Raw genomic sequence first — 25,654 nt, forward strand, 5'->3', positions numbered from 1 at the left:
GCCCGGTCCCATTCCGAACCCGGAAGCTAAGCCTGCCAGCGCCGATGGTACTGCACTCGACAGGGTGTGGGAGAGTAGGACACCGCCGGAACATACATTCGAGGTAGGGGACCCATTTATGGGTCCCCTACCTTTGTTTCTGCCCAGGGTGCCGTGGACCCGTAAACTCGGTGGGGCTGGTGCTTCGTCATTCCCGGGTGGGCACCGCATCAGCGCCACATTCGATTCAGTCTTGTCACCGAGAGAGGGACCCGCCGTGCCGGAACAGAACGATGGACGGAAACCGTTCCGGCGCAATTCTTCCGGGCCTACCTCCGGCTTCCGTCGCAGCGAAGGCGAGCGTGCGGGCGGCGAATCGGCCGGTAGGAGCGATTCCGGCCGTGGCGGGTTCCGTCGTGACGACGAAAAACGCGGCGATGAACACCGCAACCGTGAATCCGACCCCCGCGGCGAGGGCCGCGGACGCCCGGGCTCCGGGGGCAACCGGTTCGGTGATGACCGCCCGCGCGGCGCGCAGCGGTCCGACCGAGGCGGTCGCGACGATCGAGCAGGGTCGGCGGCGCAGCGTGAGCGCGGTGCCGATCGAGCCGGCGGCCGGACCGGTTTCCGGGCCGAGGCCCGCCGGCCGGGCTGGGAAGATAATCGTTCGCGCGGTCCCCGTTCACAGTCACGCCCGGAAGGCGATAAGCGGGATTACGGAACGCGGGAGCGCGGAGATTTCCGGTCCCAGGGCCGCCCTGCCTCCGGCGATGCCGATCGAGGCCGGGATCATCGGGGCAGCGTCGGACGCGCGGATAGTCGTGCCGGTGCCGATGATCGCCGTGTCGGCGGACGCGGTCCGGCGGAACGAAGGGATCGTGGCGCGGACGACCGTCGTTTCGGCGGGCGGGGTACGAGCGATCGGCCCGACCGTGGCTCCGGTGGGCGCGGTGCGACGGATCGGCCCGACGGCGGCGCGGATCGGCCGCGCCGGGACCGTATCGAGCCGGCCGGGGGCGGCAGCAAAGACTCGGCGAACTTCCCCCGCAGCGGCGGGGAGAGCGGGGGACCGCGTCGGCGCGGTGGTGAAGGTGGCGGACGCGGGGTCGATCGCCGGCCTCCGCGACCGGACGAGCCGGATCTGCCCGATGAGGTCCAGGCCGCCGATCTCGATACCTCGGTCCGGCGGGATCTGCTGAGCCTGGACAAGGGCAACGCGGAGACCGTGTCCAGGCATTTGGCTATGGCTGCGCAATTACTCGACGACGATCCGCAGCGGGCGCTCGCCCATGCGCGTGCCGCGCGCCAGCGCGCCGGCCGGATCGCGGTGGTCCGCGAAACCGCGGGTGTCGTCGCCTATCACGCGGGGGAATGGGCCGAAGCCCTGTCCGAGCTGCGTGCGGCGCGGCGGATGGCGGGTGGTTCCGGCCTGCTGGCGGTGATGGCGGACTGTGAGCGCGGGCTCGGCCGGCCCGAGCGGGCCATCGAAATCGGTCGGAGTGACGAAGGCCGGGCTCTCACCGGGGACGAAGCGATAGAACTACGGATCGTGGTCGCGGGTGCGCGGATGGACCTCGGCCAGTACGACCAGGCCGTGGTGACCCTGCAGACCTCCGACCTCGACCCCGCCCGGACCGGTTCGGGGCCCGCGCGGCTCTTCTACGCCTATGCCGACGCACTGGTCGCGGCCGGTCGTACCGAGGAGGGGCTGACGTGGTTCTTCAATGCGGCCGCTGCCGATCTGGACGGTGAAACCGATGCCGAGGAGCGGGCGGCCGAACTGACCGGCGAAGCCTGACCGCAGCCGTCAGGACGGCGTCACCGTCCAATTGAGTTCGGTACGCAGATCGGCCGGGTCCATCCGAGGGTTCGGTTCGGTGAGATAGACCTCCCAGCGGTCGGCCGCCGGGACCAGGCCCTGGTCGGTGATCCAGGTGTGCAGACGGCCCCAGGTGACGCCGAGCGTATCGAAACCGCCCCGGTGTATCACTCGGGCGATGCGGCCCGCGGGGAGCCGGCCGGGGACGACCGGACCGTCGGGTTCGATCCGGCGGTCCACGGGGAAGCCCACTTCGAGTTCGGTGGACTCCGCCGGCTCGGCTCCCCACAGCGACAGAGCGGGTCCCGTGATCACCGCTGCCTGCGCGGCGATCGCGGGCGGTAACAGACCGAACGAGGTATCGAAGAACGAGACGGTCTGTTCCGGCGTCACCGTGCCACGGACGACGGCCGTCATCGTTTCGGCGATCTCGAGTAGTTCGGGTTCGGTCGGGTGATCGATCGGGTCTACGGCCACAGGTGTCCTCCACGAAATGGTCTGTCCGCTACGGCGGATGTCTCTGAGATGTTGGACGCCTTTCGTTGGTGGAATTCATCGCGCGCCGGAACGGGAATCGCCTCCGGCACGGAACTGGGCGAGCGACGGCTTGCGGCTGTTCCTGAGATTTTGCCGTTCCGGACGGATACGGGATCGTGTGCACTGTCCTGCTCATCGCGGGAGCGAAATTCGGATACCGAGGCCGTCATGGTGGACAGGGCACGGGCTTCGGCGTGGTGGATGAGCGGAGGCACAGCCGAGCGGGTGTTCTGGGCGTCGGGGGTAGGACGTAGGGTCCGGGTGTGCGGGAAGCGAATGAGACGCGGCGGTTGCGGGACGGGTACGAGGCGCTGCTGCTGGATCTGGACGGGACCCTGTACCGAGGGCCCGCGGTGATCGACGGTGCGCCCGAGGCACTGGCGGGCGGCACACAGCGACTGGTCTATGTCACCAACAACGCGAGCCGAGCGGCCACCGCTGTGGCGGCTCATCTGTCCGAATTGGGTTATCCCGCCGCGGAGGCGGATGTGGTGACCAGTGCCCAGGCGGCATGCCGGCTGCTGGCCGAACGTCTCGCGCCGGGATCGGAGGTTCTGGTCGTCGGGTCCGACGATCTCGCGGCAGAGGTCGAATCGGCCGGTCTGAAACCGGTGCGCCGCACAACGGATACCGTGGCGGCGGTTGTCCAAGGACATTCGCCACAGACAGCCTGGCCGGATCTGGCGGAGGCGTCGTACGCGGTGCGGGCGGGCGCGGTGTGGGTGGCGGCCAATACCGACCGGACATTGCCGAACGAACGCGGTCTCGCACCCGGTAACGGAGCGATGGTCGCGGCGCTGCGGGCGGCTACCGATCGGGAACCGGTGGTCGCGGGCAAACCGTATCCGCCGTTGCTCGAGGACGCGCTGATCCGGTCCGGGACCCGTGCGGCCCTGGTGGTGGGCGATCGGCTCGATACCGATATCTCCGGTGCCCAGAATGTGGAACTGGACTCGCTCCTGGTACTGACCGGAGTCAGTACTGTGGACGACCTCGCCGGTCTGCCCGAGGAAGAGCTGCCCACCTATATCGCCGACAGCCTCGATGCGCTCGATCGGCCCCCGGTGCCGGGCCGTATCGACCCGGGCGCAGTGCGTGCGGCGCTGCGTGCGCATCCCGGGCGGGCGCTGGCGGTACGCGCGCCACGTTCGGAAATCCGATAGCGTTGGGCTCACGATGACTACCCCGACTCCTCGCCCGAACCCGCCCGGTACCGCCCGGCCCGGGGTGCCGCTGCCCGGCCGCCATCTGCCCGGGCCGGCCGGGGCCGGTGAACCCGCAGATCCCGACCGGATTCGTGCCGAGGTCCGTGACCTGCTAGCCGAGCTCGGCCCCGCGCCGGATACCGGTGACATCGGGGAGGCATCCGTCGGCACCGATCTGGCCCGCCGTGCGCACATCCTGGATCAGGCACACGAGGTGCTGGTGCAGGCACTGGCCACGGTGGACAAGATCTGAGGTGGCCAGGCGGGCGCGGGTGGACGCGGAACTGGTCCGCCGTGGTCTGGCACGGTCACGCGAACACGCGGTGGAGTTGATCGGTGCGGGGCGAGTGCTGATCAACGGCACCGTCGCGGTGAAACCGGCGACCGCGGTGGAGACCGGGACACCTCTGCTGGTCAAGGAGCAGATCGACGAGGTCGCCTGGGCATCGCGCGGGGCGCACAAACTCCTGGGCGCGCTGGAGGCGTTCGAACCGGAGGGGCTGCGGGTCGCGGGACGGCGGTGCCTGGACGCGGGGGCATCGACCGGCGGTTTCACCGATGTACTGCTGAGCCGGGATGCGCGTGAAGTGGTGGCTGTCGATGTCGGTTACGGACAGCTGGTCTGGCGGCTGCGTACCGATGAACGGGTGCGGGTGCACGATCGCACCAATGTGCGCAAGCTGACCGCCGCCGATATCGGTGGCCCGGTGGATCTGGTGGTCGCCGATCTCTCGTTCATCGCGCTGACGCTGGTGCTGCCCGCCCTGGCCGATTGTGTGGTGCCGGGCGCCGATCTGCTGCCGATGGTGAAACCGCAGTTCGAGGTCGGCAAGGAACGCGTGGGCTCCGGTGGGGTGGTACGCGATCCGGTGCTGCGCGCCGACGCGGTCTGTTCGGTGGCCGCCGCGGCCGCGGATCTCGGCCTGCACACCCGGGGTGTGGTGGCCAGCCCGTTGCCCGGCCCGTCGGGCAATGTCGAATACTTTCTGTGGCTGCGCCGCGACGAATCGGGGAGCCTGTCCGCCGACGAGGTGGGGGCGCTGGTGCGGCGCGCAGTCGAGGAGGGGCCGCAGTGAATACGGAGGTATCGCGGCAGCGGGAGATTCTGCTGGTCTCCCATCCCGGCCGCGCCGAGATCAGCGAGACCGCGCATCGTGTCGCGAAGATCTGCGCGGAGGCCGGGATCGGGTTGCGGGTGCTGGCCGACGAGGCCTACAGCACTCGGTTCGACGCCGATATCGAGCCGTTCACCGATCCGTGCGGATACCCGGTGCAGGTGGTCGCTCATGAACCGGACGCGGCACTGGGCTGTGAGATGGTGCTGGCCCTCGGCGGTGACGGTACGTTGCTGCGGGCCGCGGAACTGGCCCGGCACGTCACGGTTCCGGTACTCGGTATCAACCTGGGCCGGATCGGATTCCTCACCGAGGCCGAAGCGGAGAATCTGGACGAGGCGCTCGCGCAGGTCGTTCGCCGTGACTACCGCATCGAGGAGCGGATGACTCTCGATGTCAATGTCCGGCTCGACGACGAGATCATCGAAACGGGCTGGGCGTTGAACGAGGCCAGTATCGAGAACGCGGCCCGGATGGGTGTTCTCGAGGTGGTGCTCGAAGTGGACGGGCGCCCGGTGTCCTCCTACGGTTGTGACGGGATTCTTGTCGCGACCCCTACCGGTTCGACGGCGTATGCTTTCTCCGCGGGCGGTCCGGTGGTGTGGCCGGAACTGGAAGCGCTGCTGGTGATTCCGAGTAATGCGCACGCGTTGTTCGCTCGTCCCCTGGTGACCAGCCCGGATTCACGGATCGCAGTCGAATCCGTTGCCACCGGCCACGATGCGATAGTTTTCCTGGATGGCAGGCGCACCCTCGCACTACCGCGCGGCGGCCGGGTCGAAGCGGTCCGGGGTGCCGAGCCGGTGCGGTGGGTGCGGCTGGATTCCGCGCCGTTCGCGGATCGGATGGTGCGCAAGTTCGAGCTGCCGGTAACGGGTTGGCGGGGCCGGCGGCGAACGGAGGGCACACGTGCTGACAGAGATAAGAATTGACGGACTGGGCGTCATCTCGACGGCCACCGCGCAATTCCACGAAGGGCTGACTGTGCTCACCGGGGAAACCGGGGCGGGCAAGACGATGGTGGTCACCAGTCTGCACCTGCTGAGTGGTGCGCGCGCCGATGCCGGGCGGGTCCGGCTCGGTGCGAATCGCGCGGTGGTGGAGGGCAGGTTCACTCTGGACGAGGTGAACGATGCCGCGCGCGGTGAAGCCGAGCGGGTGCTGGAATCGGCGGCGGCCGTCGCCGACGACGACGGTACGGTGATCGCGATCCGCACCGTCGGCAGCGACGGGCGGTCTCGTGCTCATCTCGGTGGTCGCGGGGTACCGGCGTCGGTACTGGCCGATTTCACCGCGCCCATGCTCACTGTGCACGGCCAGAACGACCAGTTGCGATTACAACGGCCCGAACAGCAGTTGCACGCGCTGGACCAGTTCGCCGACGCGACAGTGGGGCCGCTGCTGCACGAATATGCCGAACATCGCCGCGCCTGGCTGGATGCCCGGACCTCGCTGCTGGAGCGGACCGCGCGCGGCCGGGAGATGGCAGCCGAAGCCGAACGGCTCACCCAGTCGCTGGCCGAAATCGACGCCGTCGCACCGGAGCCGGGCGAGGACGAGCGGCTGGTCGCGGAGATCCGGCGGCTCAGCGATCTGGATTCGCTGCGGGAGGCGGCGGCCACCGCGCACGAGGCGCTCGCCGGCCCGGCCGATAATCCCGGTGAAGGTACCGGCGCGCTGGACGCGCTGGGGGTCGCCCGGTCCCGGGTGGAGGGTGCCGAGGACCCGGCTCTCGCCGCGTTGTCGCCGCGCCTGGCGGAGGCGATCGCGGTGGTGGTGGACCTGACCACGGAACTGAGCGGATATCTGTCGGATCTGCCGTCGGACCCCGGCGCCCTGGAATCCATGCTGTCGCGGCAGGCCGAGCTGAAATCGCTGACCCGCAAGTACGCGCCCGATATCGACGGTGTGATCGCGTGGGCGGATGAGGCGCGCACCCGGCTGGATTCGCTCGATGTCTCGGAGGAGACCCTCGCTGCCCTGACGGCCGAGGTGGAGGCGGGCGCCGACCGGGTCCGGACCGCCGCGGTGAAGCTGTCGGAGGCCCGGACCGCGGCGGCGGGTGAGCTCGGGGCGGCGGTGACCGAGGAATTGAGCGGTCTCGCCATGGGTAAGGCGCGGCTGGAGGTGGAGGTGCGGCCGCTGCCGGCCGGGGCGCAGGATTCGGCGCCGCTGCTGGTCGACGGGGTCGAACTGCATGCCGGGCCCGCCGGGGTGGACGAGGTGGAGTTCCGGCTGGCCGCGCATTCCGGTGCGCAGTCACTGCCGTTGAGCAAAAGTGCTTCCGGCGGTGAGCTCTCCCGGGTGATGCTGGCGCTGGAGGTGGTGCTGGCGGGCGCCGAGCACGGGGCGACCATGGTTTTCGACGAGGTCGACGCCGGTGTCGGTGGCCGGGCGGCGGTCGAGATCGGGCGGCGGCTGGCCCGGCTGGCGCGCACGCATCAGGTGATCGTGGTGACGCATCTGGCGCAGGTGGCGGCGTTCGCCGATACGCATCTGGTGGTCAACAAATCCGACGACGGCGACGGTGCCGTGAATTCGGGGGTCCGGGCGCTCACCCAGGACGAGCGGATCGTGGAGCTCGCGCGCATGCTCGCCGGACTCGACGACACCGAAACCGGCCGTGCGCACGCCTGGGAACTGCTGAACACCGCGCGCGCCGAGCGGATGGCGGCCTACTGACCGAGTGGTCCGGCGCGGTGTGGCTCCGGACCCTGGAGTTCGGTCGTCGAGTCTCGGCCCGGCGGGGCCCGAGACTCGGAAGGTGCCGATGGCTCGGCGGGTGGGGCGAGTTCTCCACGTGCACCGGAGCAGCCCCTTCCCGCGCCGGCGCTGCTCCGAATATCGCGGCGAGGGGTCAGTCGACGGCTTTGCGCGCGGCGGCGAGGAACTGGTTGATCAGGCCTTTGAGACCGAATTCCAGAACCTTCGACGGAACGGGAACCGAGGGGTCCGAGGTCATCGTGTAGGAGACCTGGGTGCCGTCGCCGGCGTCGGCGAAGGTGATGACGCCGGTATGGCTTTTCACCGGCGCGCCTTTGACGATCTTGTACTCCATGCGTTCGTTCGGGACCAGCGCGGTGATCTCCTCGACCACCCCGACCGGACCGATACCGATCTTGTGCTGTGCGCCGACGCCCTCGCGTTCGGTGGTGCCCGGCTTGACGAGCGTCACGTTCACCGCAAGGAACGGGTCGATGCTCTCGCGGTCGGCGAACAGCCGGTACACGGTCGCGCGCGGGGCGGCGATCACGGTATCGACGGTGGTGCTGGCCATGGAGACTCCTCTTCGTATAGCTGTCTCGGGCAGCTTACGGCGCCCGGCAGGGGATTTCCGGGTCGCGGCGCGCCCCGGCGACGCAGTCCGGTAACCGTCCGATAGCCGAAGGGTATCGACCAGCGGCGTGTCTCCACCAATGGTTGAGGGTTTGCGGCCATCATCGCTGCATGAGGATGCTGGCGCTGCTGTCGAAGAATTCGGAGACGCTGCCCGGCCGGACCGGCATCGCCCGGGTCGACCGCGATACCCGGCGGCTACTCGACCGGGTGGAACCGGGTGATATCGCGGTCCTCGACGAAATGGACCTGGACCAGGTCACTGCCGACCGGCTGCTCGCGGCCGGGGTGGCGGCGGTGGTGAACACCTCGCCCTCGATCTCCGGCCGCTATCCCAATCCGGGACCCGAGCTGCTGGTGGCCGGGGGGGTCTTGCTGCTGGACACGGTCACCTCCGATGCCTTCGGCCGGATCAAGGACGGCGCGAAGGTGCGGATCGAGAACGGTGTGGTCTACGCGGACCGCCTCACCCGGCGCGGGCCGGAGGTGCTGGTGGAATGTCTCGAACTCGACGAGAGCGGCGTGGCCGAACGGTTGTCGGAGGCGCGGATCGGGCTCGCCGCTCATCTCGAATCGTTCGCCGGTGACGCGCTGGAATTCGTGCGCACCGAATCGTCACTGCTCATGGACGGTATCGGGGTGCCCGACCCGGAGCTGGACATGTCCGGCCGACCGGTGGTCGTGGTCGGTGACGGACCCGGCTACGTCGAGGATCTGAAAAAACTCAAACCCTTCATCAAGGAGTACGGCCCGGTCGTCATCGGGGTCGGACAGGGTGCGGAGGCGGTGCGCAGTGCCGGCCACCGGCTGGACCTGATCGTGGCCAACCCCGACGAACTCAGCGCCAAAACCCTCACCGGTCGCGCCGAGTTGATCGTCCCGGCGGAAATCGACGGTTACGCCGAAGGCCTGGACCGGGTCAAGGAACTGGGCATCGGCGCGATCACCTTTCCGTGCTCCGGGACGCCCGCGGATCTGGCACTGTTGCTGGCGCACCATCACGGTGCCGCGCTCATCGTCACCGCGGGCGCGGCCGCATCGCTCGAGGAGTTCTTCGACCGGGGCCGCCGCGCGAGCAATCCCGCGACTTTCCTCACTCGTCTCAAGGTCGGCGGCACGCTCATGGATGCCACCGCGGTGGCCACGCTGTATCGGAGCCGGGTCTCCGGGGCGATGATGGCACTGTCGGTCCTGGCGGCACTGGCCGTATTGATCGTGGCGGTGCTGGCCGCCGGGCACGGAAGTGACGTACTCACCCTCGCGCAGGACTGGCTGCACCGGGCGGACCTGTGGGCGCGGGAGATGCTGAACCGGCCGCAGTGAGCGGGACACGGTGAGTGCTGCCGGGATCGGGTGTGATGCCGACCGGGCAGTATCCGGCGTCCGCGCGCAATCACGCAGCATTGTGACGAATCCGTGAAATCCCACCGGATGATGCGTCGGCCTGTTAAAGAAGTGGCCGGTGGTACCTCCGGGGCCGGTGTAATCGGTCTTCGGTCCGGATTTTCTGTCACGGGCTCGGGTCCGTACGGCGATCGGATGGTTAACCGGGAGTGGCGGTCGATCGTCGTCCCGGCTTTCGTGTTACCGTGAAGACCCGTGGGTCATACACGGATTCAGGCGCGGGCAGCCACCAAACATATCTTCGTCAGCGGTGGCGTCGCCTCCTCACTCGGTAAGGGTCTCACCGCCTCCAGCCTCGGTCAGTTGCTGACCGCGCGGGGACTACGGGTCACCATGCAGAAGCTCGACCCCTATTTGAACGTCGATCCCGGCACCATGAACCCGTTCCAGCACGGCGAGGTGTTCGTGACCGAGGACGGGGCCGAGACCGACCTCGATGTGGGGCACTACGAACGCTTCCTCGACCGGGACCTCTCCCGGGACGCCAACGTCACCACCGGTCAGGTGTACTCGTCGGTGATCGCCAAGGAACGCCGCGGCGAATATCTGGGCGATACCGTGCAGGTCATCCCGCACATCACCGATGAGATCAAGGCGCGCGTCCTGGCCATGCGCGGTCCCGACCTGCAGGGGCAGGAGCCGGATGTGGTGATCACCGAGATCGGCGGCACCGTCGGTGACATCGAATCCCAGCCGTTCCTCGAAGCGGCCCGCCAGATCCGCCACGATGTCGGCCGCGACAATGTCTTCTTCCTGCACGTTTCGCTGGTTCCGTATCTGGCGCCCTCGGGGGAGCTCAAGACCAAACCCACCCAGCATTCGGTGGCGGCCCTGCGCAGTATCGGTATCCAGCCCGACGCGCTGATCCTGCGCTGTGACCGCGAGGTCCCGGCCGGTCTGAAGAACAAGATCGCGCTGATGTGCGACGTGGAGGTCGACGCGTGTATCTCCACGCCGGACGCGCCGTCGATCTACGACATCCCGAAGGTGCTGCACCGCGAGGCGCTCGACGCCTATGTCGTGCGCAAGCTCGGGCTGCCGTTCCGGGATGTGGACTGGACGATCTGGGGTGATCTGCTCGACCGGGTGCACACGCCGCGGGAGACGGTGGAGGTCGCGCTGGTCGGTAAGTACGTGGACCTGCCCGACGCCTACCTGTCGGTCACCGAGGCCCTGCGTGCCGGTGGTTTCGCGCACCGGGCGAAAGTGAAACTGCGCTGGGTGCAGTCCGACGACTGCGAGACCCCGGCCGGCGCGCAGGCCGCCCTGCGCGATGTGGACGCGGTTCTCATTCCGGGTGGTTTCGGGATCCGGGGTATCGAGGGCAAAGTCGGAGCCATCCACCATGCCCGGACCCGCGGGCTGCCGCTTCTCGGGTTATGCCTCGGACTGCAGTGCATGGTCATCGAAGCCGCGCGGTCGGTGGGTCTCACCGACGCCAACTCGGCCGAGTTCGAGCCCGAGACCGAACATCCGGTGATCTCGACCATGGCCGATCAGGAACAGGCCGTGGCCGGGGAGGCCGATCTGGGTGGCACCATGCGGCTCGGTGCCTATCCGGCCGTCCTGGAGAAGGGTTCCGTGGTGGCCCGGGCCTACCACGCCACCGAGGTCTCCGAACGGCACCGGCACCGCTACGAGGTGAACAACGCCTACCGCGACAAGATCGCCTCCAGCGGGTTGCGATTCAGCGGTACCTCGCCCGACGGGCATCTGGTGGAGTTCGTGGAGCTGCCCGCCGAGATCCATCCCTTCTTCGTGGGCACCCAGGCCCATCCGGAGCTCAAGAGTCGCCCGACCCGGCCGCATCCGCTGTTCGCCGAACTCATCGCCGCCGCGCTGCGCTACAAGCTGGCCGAACGGCTGCCGGTCGATATCCCCGGCGAGCAGGAACTGGCCGGTACCTCCGAGCGGGTTTCGTGACGTCCGCGAACCCGGCTCCCGGGAGTCACGCCTTCACGACGGTGGACAGCCGGGTGGTGTACTCGGGTGCGATCCTGGCGTTGCGGGTCGACCGGGTGGAGATGCCGGACGGACGGATCGCGGAACGCGAAGTGGTCGAACACCACGGTGCGGTCGCGGTGGTCGCGGTGGACGACGACGGACAGGTGGTGCTGATCCGGCAGTACCGCCATCCCCTCGGGGAGCGACTGCTCGAACTCCCGGCCGGGCTCATCGATATCGCCGGTGAGGACCCGCTGGCCGCCGCCCGGCGCGAACTGGCCGAGGAGACCGGGCTCGCCGCCCGGGATTGGTCGGTACTGGTGGATGTGGCGTTGTCGCCGGGTTTCACCGACGAGGCGCTGCGGGTGTATCTGGCGCGCGGGCTCTCCGAGACCGAACGCCCGACACCCGAACACGAGGAAGCCGACCTGGAGCTGGTGCGTATGCCGGTCGCCGAGGCGGTCCGCGCGGCACTGGCCGGCACGATCGTGAACGCCACCGCAGTGGCCGGACTGCTGGCGCTGAGCGCGTCCGCGGCCGCGGATATCCCGTTGCGCCCGGCCGACGCGGCGTGGCCGGGCCAGCCGGACGCACTGCTGCGCCGGCAGGCCGCGCAGCCGAATACGGACTGACCGGGGTCGACGGTGCGGGAGGTCGATATCTTCCTGGACCACCTGGCAGTGGAGCGGGGTGCCGCACGCAGCACCCTCTCCGCGTACCGGCGGGACCTGGCACGCTATCGGGAGTTCCTGAGCGAACGCGGCGTCACCGGCCTCGGATCCGTCACCGAAACCGATATCGGCGAATTCGCCGTCGCACTACGCGCCGGTGGTGCGGAGCATCCGCCGCTGGCGCCGGGATCGGTGGCGCGGGCACTGATCGCGGTGCGGGGACTGCACCGTTTCGCGGCGGCCGAGGGACTGACGAACGCCGATGTCGCCCATGCGGTGAAACCACCGATGGTGGGCCGGCGGCTCCCCAAGGCATTACCGGTGGACCAGGTGCTGCGGTTGCTGGAGGCGGCCGACGCCGGCGCCGGAACCGGTGGTGAGGCGGCGGCCCGCGGACTGCGCGACCGGGCGCTGCTGGAACTGCTCTATTCGACCGGCGCCCGGATCTCCGAAACCGTCGGTCTCGATATCGACGACCTCGCCCTCGACGACCGGGCGGTCGTACTACGCGGCAAAGGCGGTAGACAGCGGATCGTCCCGGTCGGTCGCCCCGCACTGGCCGCGGTGGACGCCTACCTGGTGCGCGGTCGTCCGGTCCTCGCGGCCCGGGCACGCGCCGGGCGGTACACCCCCGGTGCCGCGGCCGCGCTGTTCCTGAACGTCCGCGGCGGCCGGCTCTCCCGGCAGAGCGCCTGGCAGGTCCTGCAGCGGGCGGCCGACCATGCCGGGATCACCGCCACCGTGTCGCCGCATACGTTGCGGCATTCCTTCGCCACCCACCTGCTCGACGGCGGTGCCGACGTCCGGGTAGTCCAGGAACTCCTGGGCCACGCCTCGGTCACCACCACACAGATCTACACCCTGGTCACCGTGGGAACACTGCGCGAGGTCTGGGCCACAGCACATCCCCGCGCCAGATGAGTCGCCGGAGCCGGACCTGGCGATCGACCAGCCACCTGTTCGAGCTGCCGGTCCCGGGCCGCCTCGTCGATGAGCACGACCGCGGCCGGTATCGACACGACCTCCGATGGTGGCGCGGCCCCGGCGGTCCTCTCCAGTAGCCGTGTGAAGAACCGGGGTTGATAGGGCCCCACCCCTGCGGCGCCGGAGACGACGCCGAAAATACAGTAACGTTTCGGTGTCTTCGGTTATCCCGGTGACGGTCGATACCGGCTGGTCCAGGTCTTGCGACGAACACGCCGTGCCTACACGCCGCGCTCGAGCGCAGTCAACCGGTAGCGTCTAGGACTAGCCGGACCGTGGCGAAAGCGAGACCGTGCCTTGATCGGCCTCGTTACGCTCTACGAGGTGACGGACGGGTAAGGAAACGTATAAGGAGCAGCGGATCGTGACGACAGCCGGATCGGCGGACTCGCCCAAGGGCGCCGAGAGCGACGATCGCGCCGCGTCTGTATGGGGCGCGGGTCCCGAACCCGTGCCCGCCGACGCTGCCCTCGGGCCGACGGGGCGGCCCTTGCGCCAGGTTCCGGATCCGCCCGATCCGTCGCACGAGGGCAATGCGCTCATTGTGGCCATGTGCAACCAGAAGGGCGGGGTCGGGAAGACCACTTCGACCATCAATCTGGGTGCGGCGCTGGCCGAGTACGGCCGCCGGGTACTGCTGGTGGATCTCGATCCGCAGGGGGCGCTGTCCGCGGGTCTCGGTGTGGCGCATCACGATCTGGATCAGACCGTGCACAATCTGCTCATCGGGACCCCGGTCTCCGCCGATGACGTCCTGATGCAGACCAAGGTCGAGAATCTGGATCTGCTGCCGAGCAATATCGATCTGTCGGCGGCGGAGATCCAGTTGGTGAACGAGGTGGGCCGGGAGCAGTCGCTGGGGCGCGCGCTGGAACCGATCCGCGACCGCTACGACTACATCCTCATCGATTGCCAGCCTTCGCTCGGGCTGCTCACCGTGAACGCGCTCGCCTGCTCCGACGGCGTGATCATTCCGATGGAGTGCGAGTACTTCTCGTTGCGCGGGCTGGCCCTGCTCAACGACACCGTCGAGAAGGTGCGAGACCGGTTGAACCCGCGGTTGAGCCTGTACGGCATCGTCGTGACCATGTTCGATGCCCGCCTGCTGCATTCCCGTCAGGTGATGGCGCGGGTGGTGGAGGTCTTCGGCGAACTGGTGTACGACACCGCGATCGCGCGGACGGTCCGGTTCCCGGATGCCAGTGTCGCCGGTGAACCGATCACCACGTGGGCACCGAAGTCCAGTGGTGCCGAGGCGTATCGGGCGATGGCACGGGAAGTCATCCACCGGTCCGGTCGGTGAGCGGGCCGACCCGGCCCGCACCGTCGACGAGCAGCGAACCGGCCCCGCCCGTGGAGGCGTCGGGGACGGAATCGGAGAAGTCCGGTTTCCATCTGCGGTTGAGCAATTTCGAGGGCCCGTTCGACCTGCTGTTGCAGTTGATCTCGCAACGTCGGCTCGATGTGACCGAGGTGGCCTTGCACAGGGTCACCGACGAGTTCATCGCCTATACCAAGGCGTTGACCGCGAGTTTGAACCAGCCGGGTAATTCGCTGCGTACGGACAAGATCCTGGATCAGACCACCGAGTTCCTGGTGGTGGCCGCGACCCTGCTGGACCTGAAGGCCGCCCGGCTGCTGCCCTCGGGGGAGGTGACCGACCCCGAGGATCTGGAACTGCTCGAGGCCAGGGATCTGCTGTTCGCCCGGCTGCTGCAGTATCGGGCGTTCAAACAGGTCGCCGAGTTGCTGGCGGAGTTGGAGGCGGCCGCACTGCGGCGTTATCCGCGCAGTGTGGGCTTGGAGGACCGGTTCGCGAGCCTGCTGCCGGAGGTGAATCTCGGCGTGGACGCGGCCGGTTTCGCCGATATCGCGGCGGCGGCGTTCCGGCCCCGTCCGGTGCCGACCGTGGGGCTGGACCATTTGCACGCGCATTCGATATCGGTGGCCGAACAGGCGACGCTGGTGCTGGAGCGATTGCGTGCTCGCGGTGTGGGGGTGTGGACCACTTTCGCCGATCTGGTGGCCGATTGCGCGGCGCCGATCCAGATCGTTGCGCGGTTCCTGGCTTTGCTCGAGCTGTATCGGGGTAAGACGATCGAGTTCGACCAGCCCGACCCGCTGGGCCCGCTCGCGGTGCGCTGGATCGGTGACGACGAGGAAGGCGGTGCCGCGCCGGTGGCCATCGAAGAGGACTACGGATGATGCGATACCGCATGAGCGGGATCGATCTCGACCCGAGCAGGTGGCGGTATCCGTACGCGGAGGGCAGAACATGAGTGAGACCGAGGCTGTGACCGATATCGCGCTCGCGCCGTTGGACGACGACGAGTTCCGGGCGGCGCTCGAGGCGCTGCTGCTCGTGGTGGACACTCCGGCGCCGGTAGAGCAGCTGGCCGCCGCCCTGGAAGAGGCCCCGCACCGGGTGGAGCGGACCCTGCGGGAGATGTCGGCGGAGCTGGCGTCGCGGCGCAGTGGGATCGATCTGCGTTTCGCCGGGGACGGCTGGCGCTTCTATACTCGCAGCGAGTACGCACCGTATGTGGAGCGTATGTTGCTCGACGGCGCCCGGTCGAAGTTGACCCGGGCGGCTCTGGAGACGCTGGCGGTGGTGGCATACCGTCAGCCGGTGACCCGGGCCCGGGTCAGCGCGGTGCGCGGTGTCAACGTCGACGGTGTGATGCGCACCCTGCTGGCCAGGGGATTGATCACCGAGGCGGGCACCGACCCGGAAACCAACGGCACGCTGTACGGCACCACCGAACTGTTCCTGGAACGGATCGGATTGGCGTCGCTGAGCGATCTGCCGCCGCTGGCGCCCCTGCTGCCGGGCGTCGACCTGATCGACGAGATCAACGACAGTCTGGAGACGGATCCCCGTTACACCAGGCTGCGCAAACCCGCCGAGGACGATCTGGAACTCGGCGCCGAAGATTGACAGGAAACCGTGAAGACACCCGCTCGCCGAGATGGCATACCGGATCGTAGGAACAGTGGTGACCAGCCCGGACGGGCCGGTCGAGGGCGAGGCGCACCCCGTGCCGGGGACGCCCGCCGGGGGAGTGCCGAAACGCCGCGCACCGGTCGTACCGGGGGGCCGCGCAGTACCGAACGTGGTGCGCGCAGCGATCAGGTGCCGCGTGGGCGGACCGCGGGGCCGGAGACGTCGGCCGGAGGGCGCGGCGCGCGGCCCGTATCGGGTCGTGGTGGCTCCGCGGCGCAGGGTCGCCCCGGAGCGTCCGGGGCCGGCCGAGGCGGTCCCGGGAGCCCGAATCGTGGTGGCGGTTCCACCGGTGCCGGACGCGGTGGATCTCCCGCGGCCGGACGTGGCGGATCCGGCGGATCGAAAACCGGCGGGAGTGCCGCGTCCCGTAAAGGCCGGACCGCTCGCCCCGGTGGCGGCTCCCCGCAACTGAACAATGCGAAACCGGCCCGCCACCAGCATGTGGAAACCGGCGAGGCCGGGCACGAGAAATTGCCCTGGGGTGAGGGCGAGCGGCTGCAGAAGGTGCTGGCCAAGGCCGGTGTGGCCTCGCGGCGCGCCGCCGAGGAGATGATCGAGCAGGGCCGGATCGAGGTCGACGGCATCATCGTGCGCGAACAGGGCCTGCGCATCGACCCCGAGAACGCAGTGGTGCGGGTGGACGGCACCCGGGTGGTGGTACGCGACGAACTGGTGCACCTGGCGCTGAACAAACCCAAGGGCTGGCAGTCCACCATGTCCGACGATCTGGGCCGCCCCTGTGTCGGCGATATCGTGGCCGAACGGGTCGCGGCCGGTCAGCGGCTGTTCCATGTGGGCCGGTTGGACGCCGATACCGAGGGACTGTTGCTGCTCACCAACGACGGTGACCTCGCGCACCGGCTCATGCACCCCTCCTACGAGGTGTCCAAGACCTATCTGGCGACCGTGCAGGGCGAAGTGCACCGTTCCATCGGCAAGATCCTGCGCGAGGGCGTGGAGCTCGACGACGGACCGGCGTCGGTCGACCGTTTCCAGGTGCTGGAGGTCGACTCGGGACGTTCCCTGGTCAAGGTGGTGTTGCACGAGGGGCGCAAACATATCGTGCGACGGCTGCTGGACGCGGTCGGGCATCCGGTGACCCGGCTGGTCCGTACGCATATCGGTCCGGTGGTCCTGAACGATCAACGTCCGGGCACGTTGCGCGTGCTGGGACGCGACGAAATCGGCAAACTCTACGAGGCGGTGTCTTTGTGAACGGTGTGGAAGCCCCGGTGGGGGTCGTCGCGGATACGGCCCGTGACCGGTCGCTGGTCGTCGCGATGGACGGGCCTTCGGGAACCGGGAAGTCCAGTGTGTCGCGACGGCTCGCGGTCCGGCTCGCGGCCCGTTACCTCGACACCGGCGCCATGTACCGGGTCGCCACGCTGCAGGTGCTGCGCGCCGGGGTCGATCCGGCCGACGCCGCGGCGGTCGCCGCCGAGGTCACCGATATGCCGTTGCGGATCGGCACCGATCCCGAACGGGAACTGATCGAACTCGACGGTGACGATGTCCGCACCGAGATCCGCGGAGCCGCGGTCACCGCGGCCGTGTCGGCGGTGTCGGCGGTACCGGAGGTGCGTGAGCAGCTGGTCGCGTTGCAGCGCGAGATCGCGGTGAGCGCGGGCCGCATCGTGGTCGAGGGTCGCGATATCGGCACCACCGTGCTGCCCGACGCCGACGCCAAGATCTATCTGACGGCGTCCGCGCCGGCCCGCGCCCATCGGCGCAATCAGCAGAACATCGCCGAGGGTCGCGGCGACGACTACACCGGTGTCCTCGCCGATGTGGAGCGTCGCGACCGTCTCGATTCGACGCGCGCGGTATCGCCGCTGCGACGGGCCGAGGACGCGGTGCAGGTCGATACCAGCGATATGACCATGGACGAGACCATCGAGGAGCTGTACCGCGAGGTCGGCCGACAGCTGGACCAGCCGCGGGACCGTCAGGGCGCGGGCCGCCGGGGAGTCGCCGGATGAGCGGGGAGACGATGAGTGACGTGCTCGCCGGTGACGGTGTCTGGAGCGATGAATCCGAATGGGAGCTCACCGATCTCGACGGTGATGCCGAGGCCGCCGATCATGTCCCGATGCCGACCTTGGCCGTGGTCGGCCGCCCGAATGTCGGGAAGTCGACCCTGGTGAACCGTATTCTCGGCCGCCGCGAAGCAGTGGTCGAGGATGTGCCCGGGGTGACCCGTGACCGGGTCTCCTACGAGGCGAACTGGGCGGGCCGCCGCTTCTGGGTGCAGGACACCGGCGGCTGGGAACCCGACGCCAAGGGGCTGCAGCAATCGGTGGCGCGGCAGGCCGAACTGGCCATGAACACCGCCGACGCCATCGTGCTGGTGGTCGACGCGGTGGTCGGCGCGACCGCCACGGACGAGGCCGCGGTGAAGGTGCTGCGGCGGGCGAAGACCCCGGTGATCCTGGTCGCCAACAAGGTCGACGATCAGCGGCTGGAGGCCGACGCGTCCGCGCTGTGGTCGCTGGGGCTGGGCGAGCCGCGGATGGTTTCGGCCGCGCACGGCCGCGGTACCGGTGATCTGCTCGACGATATTCTCGAGGTGCTGCCGGAGACGCCACGCGAAACGACCGGGCCCGGTGGCGGGCCGCGGCGGGTGGCGCTGGTCGGGAAACCGAATGTCGGCAAATCCAGTCTGCTGAACAAACTGAGCGGTGACGAGCGCTCGGTGGTGCACGATATCGCCGGTACCACCGTCGACCCGGTGGATTCGCTGGTGGACCTGGGCGGCAAGGTATGGCGTTTCGTCGATACCGCCGGACTGCGGCGCAAGGTCGCCAATGCCAGCGGTACCGAGTTCTATGCCTCGCTGCGCACCAAATCGGCACTGGAGGCCTCCGAGGTGGCGATCATGTTGATCGACGCCTCCCAGCCCGTCACCGAACAGGATCTGCGGGTGATCAGTCTCGTCGCAGATTCCGGGCGCGCGCTGGTGCTGGCGTTCAACAAATGGGATCTGGTGGACGAGGATCGGCGATTGCAGCTCGATCGTGAGGTCGATCGTGATCTGGTGCGAGTGCCCTGGGCGCAGCGGGTCAATATCTCCGCGCAGACGGGCCGGGCGGTACAGAAACTGGTTCCGGCCATGGAGACCGCTCTCGAATCCTGGGACAAGCGTATTCCGACCGGCCGGTTGAACACCTGGTTGAAAGAGGTGATCGCCGCGACGCCGCCGCCGATGCGGGGCGGGCGGCTGCCGCGGGTGCTGTTCGCGACCCAGGCCGGTACCAGGCCGCCGACCTTCGTACTGTTCAGCACCGGGTTCCTGGAGGCCGGCTACCGCCGCTTCCTGGAACGGCGGTTGCGGGAGGAGTTCGGGTTCGACGGATCGCCGGTGCGGATCTCGGTCCGGGTGCGCGAGAAGCGCACCCGGAAGTGAATCGGCTGCGCACCCGTCGTCACGGCGGGTGCGCGGCGTTTTCTCCGCTGTCGGCTGGTCGCGGTCCAGGGATCGCGCCGGGACACGGCCGCGGCCGACGACAGCGTGTGCCGGGTGATTGGACGCGGGAGTCCGGCGCGAGTACGCCGGCCGGAACTCCGGCTTCCCGGCCGCATCCGCAGGGTTCGTAGCCGTCGAAGTTCGGAGCTGTCGAAGCGCGGGCCGACCGTCAGGACCGCGGCGACGACCGGTCACCCGGCCCGGCCGCGCCTGGTAGGGGCTGCGAAGTGCGGTCCGGCGCAATACATTTCATATCCACAACGGGGGCAACCGTACCCCATGCTGCGGTACCTCCGCCTTCGCTGCGGTCTCCGCGGGCCGCGTGTGTCGGGTCGGAGGAGGTTGTGAAGTGCGATACCTCCGCCGTCGCCGTCGTCTCCGTGGACCGGATGTACTGCAATGAGGTAGTGGCATATGCGGTATCGCTGCGGCCTCCGCGGACCGGATGTACCGCAACGGCGGAGAGGTGCGGTGCGGTATCTCCGGTATCGCTGTGGTTGCCGCGAACCGGGTGTTCTGTATCGAAGGAGAGGTCTTGGCCAGTTGGTGTAGTCGGGGGCTGTCGGTGTTTCTGCGGGTTACGCGCAAACGTGGGATGGCGACTCCGGAGAAGGCCCGGCTCGCCATGGCCGAGCCGGCCGGATCGCATACCCCGCCGTCGCGACTACGGCGCCGCCACCGGGTCACCGACCGGCTCGTCGAGGGGTTCCCGTGTTACACCCTGACTCCCCGGGCGGTGCCGGAATCCGGGAAAGTGGTGATCTATCTGCACGGTGGCAGTTTCTTCCGGGAGATCAGCTGGTGGCACTGGCGATTCATCGACCGGCTGGTGAGCGCGGGACACCGGGTCGAGGTGCCCATCTATCCGCTGGCACCGCGGTACACCTACCGGGCGGCGCGGCCGTATCTGGTCGAGATCTACCGGCAGGTGCTCGGCGAGGTGGATCCGGGCCGTGTCGTACTCGCCGGGGATTCGGCGGGCGGCACCCTGGCGCTGCTGCTCGCCCAGGCGCTGCCCGCCGCCGGGCTGCCCGTGCCCGCGCGGCTGATCCTGCTGGCGCCGTGTCTCGATATGCGGCTGTGCAATCCGGAGATCGACGGAGTGGAGGCCGCCGACCCCTGGCTGGCGCGACCCGGTCTGCTCGAAGCGGGACGGGTCTGGGCGGGTGGTGACGATCTCGGGCTACCGGAGCTGAGTCCGATCAACGGTCCGGTGGACCGGTTACCGGAAACGGATCTCTTCGTCGGCACGCACGATATCCTTTTTCCCGATGCGCGATTGTTCGCCGAACACGCCGGGGCGAGAGTGCATTTCACAGCGGAGCCCGGGGCGTTCCACGTGTATCCACTCGCGCCGGTGCCGGAGGCCCGGCCGGTACTGAAATCGGTCTTGACCACCATCGATGCTCTGTGATCGCGGAAGTGCGACGCCGCCAGCGGAACTCGTGAACAGTCTGTGAACGGCCACGGAACTCGGTTGTTTCGACCGTGACGATGCATCGCGGAGCAAAGCGCGGTACCGTACCCCGGCGTGACTACTTGTCTGCCATCGAATCACCCGAGGCGGGAGCCGTAATGACTGTCGAACCGCCAATCGAGGACGATGTCACGCAATTGGCCCAGCGCGTCGAACACGCTCGTGGCCGGCTGGCCTACCAGTTCGACCCCGCTCTCACCGAGGCGCTGTCGGAGACGGAGCTACGCGCCGAACGTGATCTCGCCGAGCGTATCCGCGAGCAGGAGCGCGGGCAGCGCTGGAAGGAGATCCAAGCGGTTGCCTCGGCCAACGATCGGGCCAGGCAGACCACCGAGCAGATCGAGAAGGCGGATATGCGCGACCTCTTGCTCGCCCGTAAAGCCATCGCCGCTCAGCGCCGGGAGTCCAGCCCGCACGCCAAACTCGCCTCGCTGTACCGGCATCGATCCTGGTCGTTGCGGGCGCTGGCCGGGGTGGTCGGTGCCGGGATGCTCTGGTCGGCCGTCAACGTACAGCAGAACATCGCACCCACGGGGCCCAGCGATCCGCTCTTCTGGTTCAGCTACCTGCTGGAAGCGATGATCAGTGTCTGCCTGATCATCATCATGATCGGTACGAACAAAGTGGCCGAGTGGGGGGTGATCAACAACCGGAAACAGACGGCCGCCGCCGAGATCGCGCTGCTGACGCTGACCATCGGGTTGAACACCTACCCGTACCTGAGAGTCGGTGAATGGTACGACGCGGCCGTGCACGCGGTCGCGCCGGTGATGATCGGTGTCGCGCTGCTCATCCACGACGCGGCGAGCGCCCGGTACGGTATGGCGATCCTGCGGGCCACCGAACAGGTTCGGGTGCTGCCCGATCCCGCCGATCAGATCCGCAACAATCTGCCGCGGGTGAGCCTGCGCCTGGACCACGCGAAGACGGCAGCCTCGCTGCCGGTCGCCGAGACCGAGGCCGCACCGCAGCCGGCGGCATTGGAACCGGCCGGTAAGAAGACATCGGGTACCGCTTCGAGTGGTTCGGCCTTCCGGTCGGACAGCAAGGGCGGTGATATGGGAAAACGCCGGTCGGGGGATCTGGCGGAGGTCACCTCGGGATTGATCGGACGAACGAGCTCGCTGCTCGATGAAATGGCCGCCAATTCGCCACTGTTCGAAGGGGATTCGGTGACGGCCAAAGCCGCCGAGACCACCGACAAACTGCCGGTGACCAAACCCAAGAAGATCTCGGGTCTCGGTAAGACCTCGTCCGACGGTGCCAAGAACGGTTCCTCGGACAGCGCTACCAAGGGCAAGATGTCCGGGGACAAGGAGACCGACGAGTTCCTGGACGTCGTGCGTTCCTCCGACGGTTACGACACCGGCCAGTTCCGGGTCGCCGATATCCTCGAGCAGGAGCTCGCCGAACTCCAGGCCGAGCGCCGCCGGGCCCGCTCCGGCCGTACCCGCACCCCCTCCACCAACGGGGCCTGATCGCATCCGGTGACGACCCGCGGGCGCCGCGGGTCGCCGGGAGCGCCGGTATCGGCGGGAGAGCGCTACCGTAGAGGGAGACGGTGAGGAGGCGTGATGGCCGAGCGCAAACCCGCGGGAGTCGACTTCGAATCCTGGGTCGATCGCAAGATCCGCGAAGCCACCGAACGTGGCGAATTCGAGAATCTCCCGGGTGCCGGAAAACCGCTACCGGGCGCTGGTAACCCGTATCACGACGAGAATGCCTGGTTGCGTGACTATCTGCGCCGTGAAGGTGTGAGCGGGGATGCCATGCTGCCGCCCGCGCTGCTGCTGCGCCGCGATGTGGAACGGTTACCGGAGTCGGTGCGTGACGCGGTTTCCGAAGCGGAAGTACGCGCGACGGTCACCGAACTCAATCGCCGTATCGTGGACTGGTTGCGGATGCCCGCCGGACCACAGGTACCGATCTCACCGGTGGATGCCGATGAGATCGTCCGGGAATGGAACGAGACGAACCGTCGTGCGCAGCGGTCGGGCGACCGATCCGATACCGTGCGACGTGCCCCGGCCGGAGCGTCCGGGTGGCGCAGGATCTTCCGGGGCCGCTGAGGCCCGAACCCGCCCGGTACATACCGCCGGTGCGGTTGTATGGAGGGATGGATTCACCGACCCTCGCCGACCGGATCGAGATCACCGATCTGCTCACCCGCTACGCCACCGCCGTCGACAGCAAGGATTGGGCACTGTACCGGTCGGTGTTCACCGCCGACGCGCATATCGACTACAGCACGGCCGGTGGCCCGGTCGGTGACCGCGAGTCAGTGGTGGCCCGGCTGACCGAACAGCTGAACCTGTTCACCTGTACCCAGCATTTCATCTCGAATATCGCGGTCGAACTGGACGGTGACAGCGCGAAGGTGCGGGCGATGTTCTTTAACCCGATGATCGTGTCGCCGGGTAAACAGTTCACCTGTGGCGGCTGGTACAACCACGATCTGGTCCGTACTCCGGACGGCTGGCGCAGCGCCCGGCTGATCGAGGAAGCCGCCTGGTTCGACGGGCTCGAGGCGGCTTTCGCTCCGTAACGGCCGATGTGAGCGAGCACACGCCGAATCCGGTGCGGGCAGGGATTGGGCCCGGACGACACGGGTACGCGCCGAATGTCCGAGCTGGACAACATCGATTCGGAGGTGGATATCGTGGCCGAACACAAGACTGCCCGCGAGGGAATCGAAGGCGTCGTCGAAGGCGCGAAGGGCAAGGTCAAGGAGGCCGCGGGTGCGGTCCTCGACAACGACGCGCTGCGTGTGGAGGGTAAGGCCCAGCAGGACAAGGGCGAATCCCAGCGCACCGCCGCCGAGAAAGAGGCGGAGGCGAACAAGGAACGCCTCGAGGCCGCACACGCCGAACAACGTCAGCGTGGTGCCCAGCAGGATTCGGATCAGGGCGAGACCGGGGCGCCCCGGGATTCCTGACCCGTGGACCCCGCACCGCTGCGACGGCGACCACCCGCGGGTGGTCGCCGTCGCGTATGCCCGGACTCAGCCGGTCAGCGCGGTTTCGGTGCGCTCGGGCTCGCGGGCGGGCCGTGGGTGCAGTTCGTACACCGCGAACGCGGATCGGATCACCGGCTGGGCGACATTGCGCACCCGGATACCGCCCGGGGTACTGCCACGTTCGGTCCCGGCATGGGCGTGGCCGTGCAGCGCCAGATCGGCGCCGTGCGTGTCGATGGGTTCACCCAGCAGGTAGGAGCCCAGGAACGGATAGATCTCCCGCGGTTCACCGTGCAGGGTGTCGCTGACCGGAGAATAGTGGGTGAGCGCCACCGTGACATCGGTATCCAGGCTCGCCAGCGCTGAATCCAGCCGGCCGGCCAGCTGCACCGTGTGCCCGGCGAAATCGCGCATCAGGCGTTCCCCGAAGACACTCGCGCATTTGCCCGCGAAACCGCCACCGAAACCCTTCGTACCCGCGACACCCAGCGTCCGGTCACCGACCGTGACCGTGGTGGCGCTGCCCTCGAGGACCGTGACCCCCGCATCGCCCAGCATCGCCGCGATCTCGTCCTGGAGATCGCTGTGATGGTCGTGATTACCGAGGACCGCGATCACCGGGACACCGAGGTCGGCGAATTCCGCGGCCACCACCTCCGCTTCCGGCAGGGTCCCGTGATTGGTCAGATCACCGGCCAGCAGCAGTACATCGGCGTGGTCCGGTAATCCGCGTAACGCAGGACGCAACAGCCCCCGCGAATCGGTCCCCAGATGGACATCTCCTACGGCGGCGATCCGCATCGGTGCACTCTCCCTTCCACCCGGTGTCAGTCACCGAGGTCCTCGCATTCGCCCGGACCGGGCGTCGCGGTCACGTGTACGTCGTTGTGGATCTGCGCGTCCGGTGCGATCTCGTGGACGACGTCCTCCAGCAGGCGTCGCCGCTGCGCGGTGCCCACCTCGCCGTCGAGCACCACCACGTCCCCGCGGATACGTACCCGCACACCCTGCTCGGCAGTGCGGGGATCCTCGGTCAACGCCCGATGCAGTTCTGCGGCCAGGTATTCCGGAGGCCGTCCCGCTGGACGGTTCTGGGTCTGCGCCATATCTATCCGGCCTTTCCCGATGTTCGGTCACCTGTGCGGGTGTCGGCGATTCCGAGATCGTCGATCAGCCCGAGAAAAGCGCGCGCGTAGGGCGAATGCTCGGTCTGCGCGCGTACGGACGGCCAGTCCACCTGTTCGCGCAGGTCGCGGGAGATACGCAACAGCGGACTCAGGTCGAGTCGATGCGCGTCGAAGACCAGCAGTTTGTCGACCAGCAGATCGGTGCCGCCCACCACCGGTGCCATGGTCGGGCCCACGCGCATGAGCTCCGCCCGCGCCAGCAACGCGTCGTCGACCTCCCGATTGTTGGGCCGGTGGATGATGTCGATGAGGGTGTCGCCGTCGTATGCCTTGGTCAGCCAGTCCTCGGCCGCGTCGGCGATCCGCAGGCCGGCCCTGGCCAGTTCACTGCGTGCCCGGGCGCAGTCGGCGGGTTTGACGAAGAGATCGACGTCGTGGTCCGAGGGCGGCCCGCCCCGTGCGTAGACCGCGCACCCACCGGCCACGGCGAAGGGGACGCCCTGGTGTGTCAACGCGTTCGCGGCTCGCGTCAGCGCATGGAGCAATTGCTGATGGGTCGGAGCCATACCGGGCGGCTACCCGCAAACAGCACCGCCAATCAGCCCACGATTACGGCCACCGGGCCCACCGCCA

Annotated in this window: 25 protein-coding genes, 1 rRNA gene and 1 pseudogene; 22 read left to right on the forward strand and 5 right to left on the reverse strand. The window is 68.4% G+C overall.

The window, feature by feature from the left end; genetic code table 11:
- Positions 1-91: ribosomal RNA gene (rrf, locus tag ACWEWT_RS29920) — 5S ribosomal RNA — on the forward strand; the annotation flags it as partial.
- A 726-nt stretch (positions 92-817) separates the two neighbouring features.
- A pseudogene (locus ACWEWT_RS29925) lies at positions 818-1,777 on the forward strand (tetratricopeptide repeat protein); the annotation flags it as partial.
- Positions 1,778-1,786: 9 nt separating this feature from the next.
- Here the strand turns inward: ACWEWT_RS29925 and ACWEWT_RS29930 are convergent.
- Complete coding sequence (locus tag ACWEWT_RS29930; RefSeq protein ID WP_452563978.1) at positions 1,787-2,275, reverse strand: GyrI-like domain-containing protein; 489 nt, start codon at positions 2,273-2,275, stop codon at positions 1,787-1,789.
- 323 nt (positions 2,276-2,598) lie between these two features.
- Between ACWEWT_RS29930 and ACWEWT_RS29935 the strand changes: the two genes are divergently transcribed.
- The 5 genes from ACWEWT_RS29935 to recN are packed head-to-tail and all read left to right on the forward strand — an operon-like array spanning position 2,599 to position 7,337.
- Complete coding sequence (locus ACWEWT_RS29935; protein ID WP_452563980.1) at positions 2,599-3,498, forward strand: HAD-IIA family hydrolase; 900 nt, start codon at positions 2,599-2,601, stop codon at positions 3,496-3,498.
- A gap of 13 nt (positions 3,499-3,511) precedes the next feature.
- Positions 3,512-3,793 (forward strand): hypothetical protein, encoded by a 282-nt coding sequence (locus ACWEWT_RS29940; protein WP_452563982.1) that lies wholly within the window; start codon positions 3,512-3,514, stop codon positions 3,791-3,793.
- 1 nt (position 3,794) lies between these two features.
- Positions 3,795-4,616 carry a TlyA family RNA methyltransferase gene (locus ACWEWT_RS29945; RefSeq protein ID WP_452563983.1) on the forward strand — a complete coding sequence of 274 codons (822 nt, stop codon included), beginning with the start codon at positions 3,795-3,797 and terminating at the stop codon, positions 4,614-4,616.
- Positions 4,613-5,587: an NAD kinase gene (locus tag ACWEWT_RS29950; RefSeq protein WP_452563985.1), complete on the forward strand. Its 975-nt coding sequence runs from the start codon at positions 4,613-4,615 to the stop codon at positions 5,585-5,587. Before ACWEWT_RS29945 ends, ACWEWT_RS29950 begins: the two co-directional genes overlap by 4 nt.
- Entirely contained in the window at positions 5,565-7,337 is a 1,773-nt protein-coding gene (gene recN / locus ACWEWT_RS29955; RefSeq protein WP_452563987.1) for a DNA repair protein RecN, read from the forward strand. Before ACWEWT_RS29950 ends, recN begins: the two co-directional genes overlap by 23 nt.
- A gap of 175 nt (positions 7,338-7,512) precedes the next feature.
- On the opposite strand, the gene ACWEWT_RS29960 is transcribed toward recN, so the two are convergent.
- On the reverse strand, positions 7,513-7,932 hold the full coding sequence (locus ACWEWT_RS29960; protein WP_452563988.1) for an SRPBCC family protein: 420 nt from the start codon (positions 7,930-7,932) through the stop codon (positions 7,513-7,515).
- A 170-nt stretch (positions 7,933-8,102) separates the two neighbouring features.
- Between ACWEWT_RS29960 and steA the strand changes: the two genes are divergently transcribed.
- From steA to mbp1, 15 genes are all read left to right on the forward strand, one after another.
- Positions 8,103-9,314 (forward strand): putative cytokinetic ring protein SteA, encoded by a 1,212-nt coding sequence (gene steA / locus ACWEWT_RS29965; RefSeq protein ID WP_452563989.1) that lies wholly within the window; start codon positions 8,103-8,105, stop codon positions 9,312-9,314.
- A gap of 276 nt (positions 9,315-9,590) precedes the next feature.
- Positions 9,591-11,318, forward strand: coding sequence for a CTP synthase (locus ACWEWT_RS29970; RefSeq protein ID WP_452563991.1), 1,728 nt, complete (start codon positions 9,591-9,593; stop codon positions 11,316-11,318).
- Positions 11,315-11,971: an NUDIX domain-containing protein gene (locus tag ACWEWT_RS29975; RefSeq protein WP_452563993.1), complete on the forward strand. Its 657-nt coding sequence runs from the start codon at positions 11,315-11,317 to the stop codon at positions 11,969-11,971. The genes ACWEWT_RS29970 and ACWEWT_RS29975 overlap by 4 nt, the downstream gene beginning before the upstream one ends.
- Before the next feature lie 12 nt (positions 11,972-11,983).
- Complete coding sequence (locus tag ACWEWT_RS29980; protein ID WP_452563995.1) at positions 11,984-12,931, forward strand: site-specific tyrosine recombinase XerD; 948 nt, start codon at positions 11,984-11,986, stop codon at positions 12,929-12,931.
- 514 nt (positions 12,932-13,445) lie between these two features.
- Entirely contained in the window at positions 13,446-14,297 is an 852-nt protein-coding gene (locus ACWEWT_RS29985; RefSeq protein WP_452564081.1) for a ParA family protein, read from the forward strand.
- A complete protein-coding gene (locus ACWEWT_RS29990; RefSeq protein ID WP_452563997.1) occupies positions 14,294-15,199 on the forward strand; it encodes a segregation and condensation protein A in 906 nt (301 codons plus the stop codon). Before ACWEWT_RS29985 ends, ACWEWT_RS29990 begins: the two co-directional genes overlap by 4 nt.
- A gap of 70 nt (positions 15,200-15,269) precedes the next feature.
- Positions 15,270-15,932 carry an SMC-Scp complex subunit ScpB gene (gene scpB, locus ACWEWT_RS29995; RefSeq protein ID WP_452563998.1) on the forward strand — a complete coding sequence of 221 codons (663 nt, stop codon included), beginning with the start codon at positions 15,270-15,272 and terminating at the stop codon, positions 15,930-15,932.
- Between the two features lie 9 nt (positions 15,933-15,941).
- The gene (locus ACWEWT_RS30000) at positions 15,942-17,213 is read left to right on the forward strand and encodes a pseudouridine synthase (protein WP_452563999.1); all 1,272 of its coding nucleotides are present in this window, start codon (positions 15,942-15,944) and stop codon (positions 17,211-17,213) included.
- A gap of 65 nt (positions 17,214-17,278) precedes the next feature.
- Positions 17,279-17,977, forward strand: coding sequence for a (d)CMP kinase (gene cmk / locus ACWEWT_RS30005; RefSeq protein WP_452564082.1), 699 nt, complete (start codon positions 17,279-17,281; stop codon positions 17,975-17,977).
- Complete coding sequence (der, locus tag ACWEWT_RS30010; RefSeq protein ID WP_452564000.1) at positions 17,974-19,401, forward strand: ribosome biogenesis GTPase Der; 1,428 nt, start codon at positions 17,974-17,976, stop codon at positions 19,399-19,401. The genes cmk and der overlap by 4 nt, the downstream gene beginning before the upstream one ends.
- 655 nt (positions 19,402-20,056) lie before the next feature.
- Positions 20,057-20,875: an alpha/beta hydrolase fold domain-containing protein gene (locus tag ACWEWT_RS30015; protein WP_452564001.1), complete on the forward strand. Its 819-nt coding sequence runs from the start codon at positions 20,057-20,059 to the stop codon at positions 20,873-20,875.
- Positions 20,876-21,036: 161 nt separating this feature from the next.
- The gene (locus ACWEWT_RS30020; RefSeq protein ID WP_452564002.1) at positions 21,037-22,416 is read left to right on the forward strand and encodes a hypothetical protein; all 1,380 of its coding nucleotides are present in this window, start codon (positions 21,037-21,039) and stop codon (positions 22,414-22,416) included.
- 96 nt (positions 22,417-22,512) lie between these two features.
- Positions 22,513-23,007 (forward strand): DnaJ family domain-containing protein, encoded by a 495-nt coding sequence (locus tag ACWEWT_RS30025; RefSeq protein ID WP_452564004.1) that lies wholly within the window; start codon positions 22,513-22,515, stop codon positions 23,005-23,007.
- A gap of 47 nt (positions 23,008-23,054) precedes the next feature.
- Positions 23,055-23,483 (forward strand): nuclear transport factor 2 family protein, encoded by a 429-nt coding sequence (locus ACWEWT_RS30030; RefSeq protein WP_452564006.1) that lies wholly within the window; start codon positions 23,055-23,057, stop codon positions 23,481-23,483.
- A gap of 75 nt (positions 23,484-23,558) precedes the next feature.
- Positions 23,559-23,873, forward strand: coding sequence for a microaggregate-binding protein 1 (gene mbp1, locus ACWEWT_RS30035; protein ID WP_452564007.1), 315 nt, complete (start codon positions 23,559-23,561; stop codon positions 23,871-23,873).
- Between the two features lie 66 nt (positions 23,874-23,939).
- Here mbp1 and ACWEWT_RS30040 read toward each other — a convergent pair whose 3' ends face one another.
- The 3 genes from ACWEWT_RS30040 to ACWEWT_RS30050 are packed head-to-tail and all read right to left on the reverse strand — an operon-like array spanning position 23,940 to position 25,587.
- Positions 23,940-24,695: a metallophosphoesterase family protein gene (locus ACWEWT_RS30040; RefSeq protein WP_452564009.1), complete on the reverse strand. Its 756-nt coding sequence runs from the start codon at positions 24,693-24,695 to the stop codon at positions 23,940-23,942.
- A gap of 26 nt (positions 24,696-24,721) precedes the next feature.
- Positions 24,722-25,000 carry a BON domain-containing protein gene (locus ACWEWT_RS30045; RefSeq protein ID WP_452564011.1) on the reverse strand — a complete coding sequence of 93 codons (279 nt, stop codon included), beginning with the start codon at positions 24,998-25,000 and terminating at the stop codon, positions 24,722-24,724.
- A 2-nt stretch (positions 25,001-25,002) separates the two neighbouring features.
- A complete protein-coding gene (locus ACWEWT_RS30050; protein WP_452564013.1) occupies positions 25,003-25,587 on the reverse strand; it encodes a nucleotidyltransferase family protein in 585 nt (194 codons plus the stop codon).
- Between the last annotated feature and the right edge of the window lie 67 nt (positions 25,588-25,654).

Source organism: Nocardia sp. NPDC003963, from assembly GCF_053605105.1.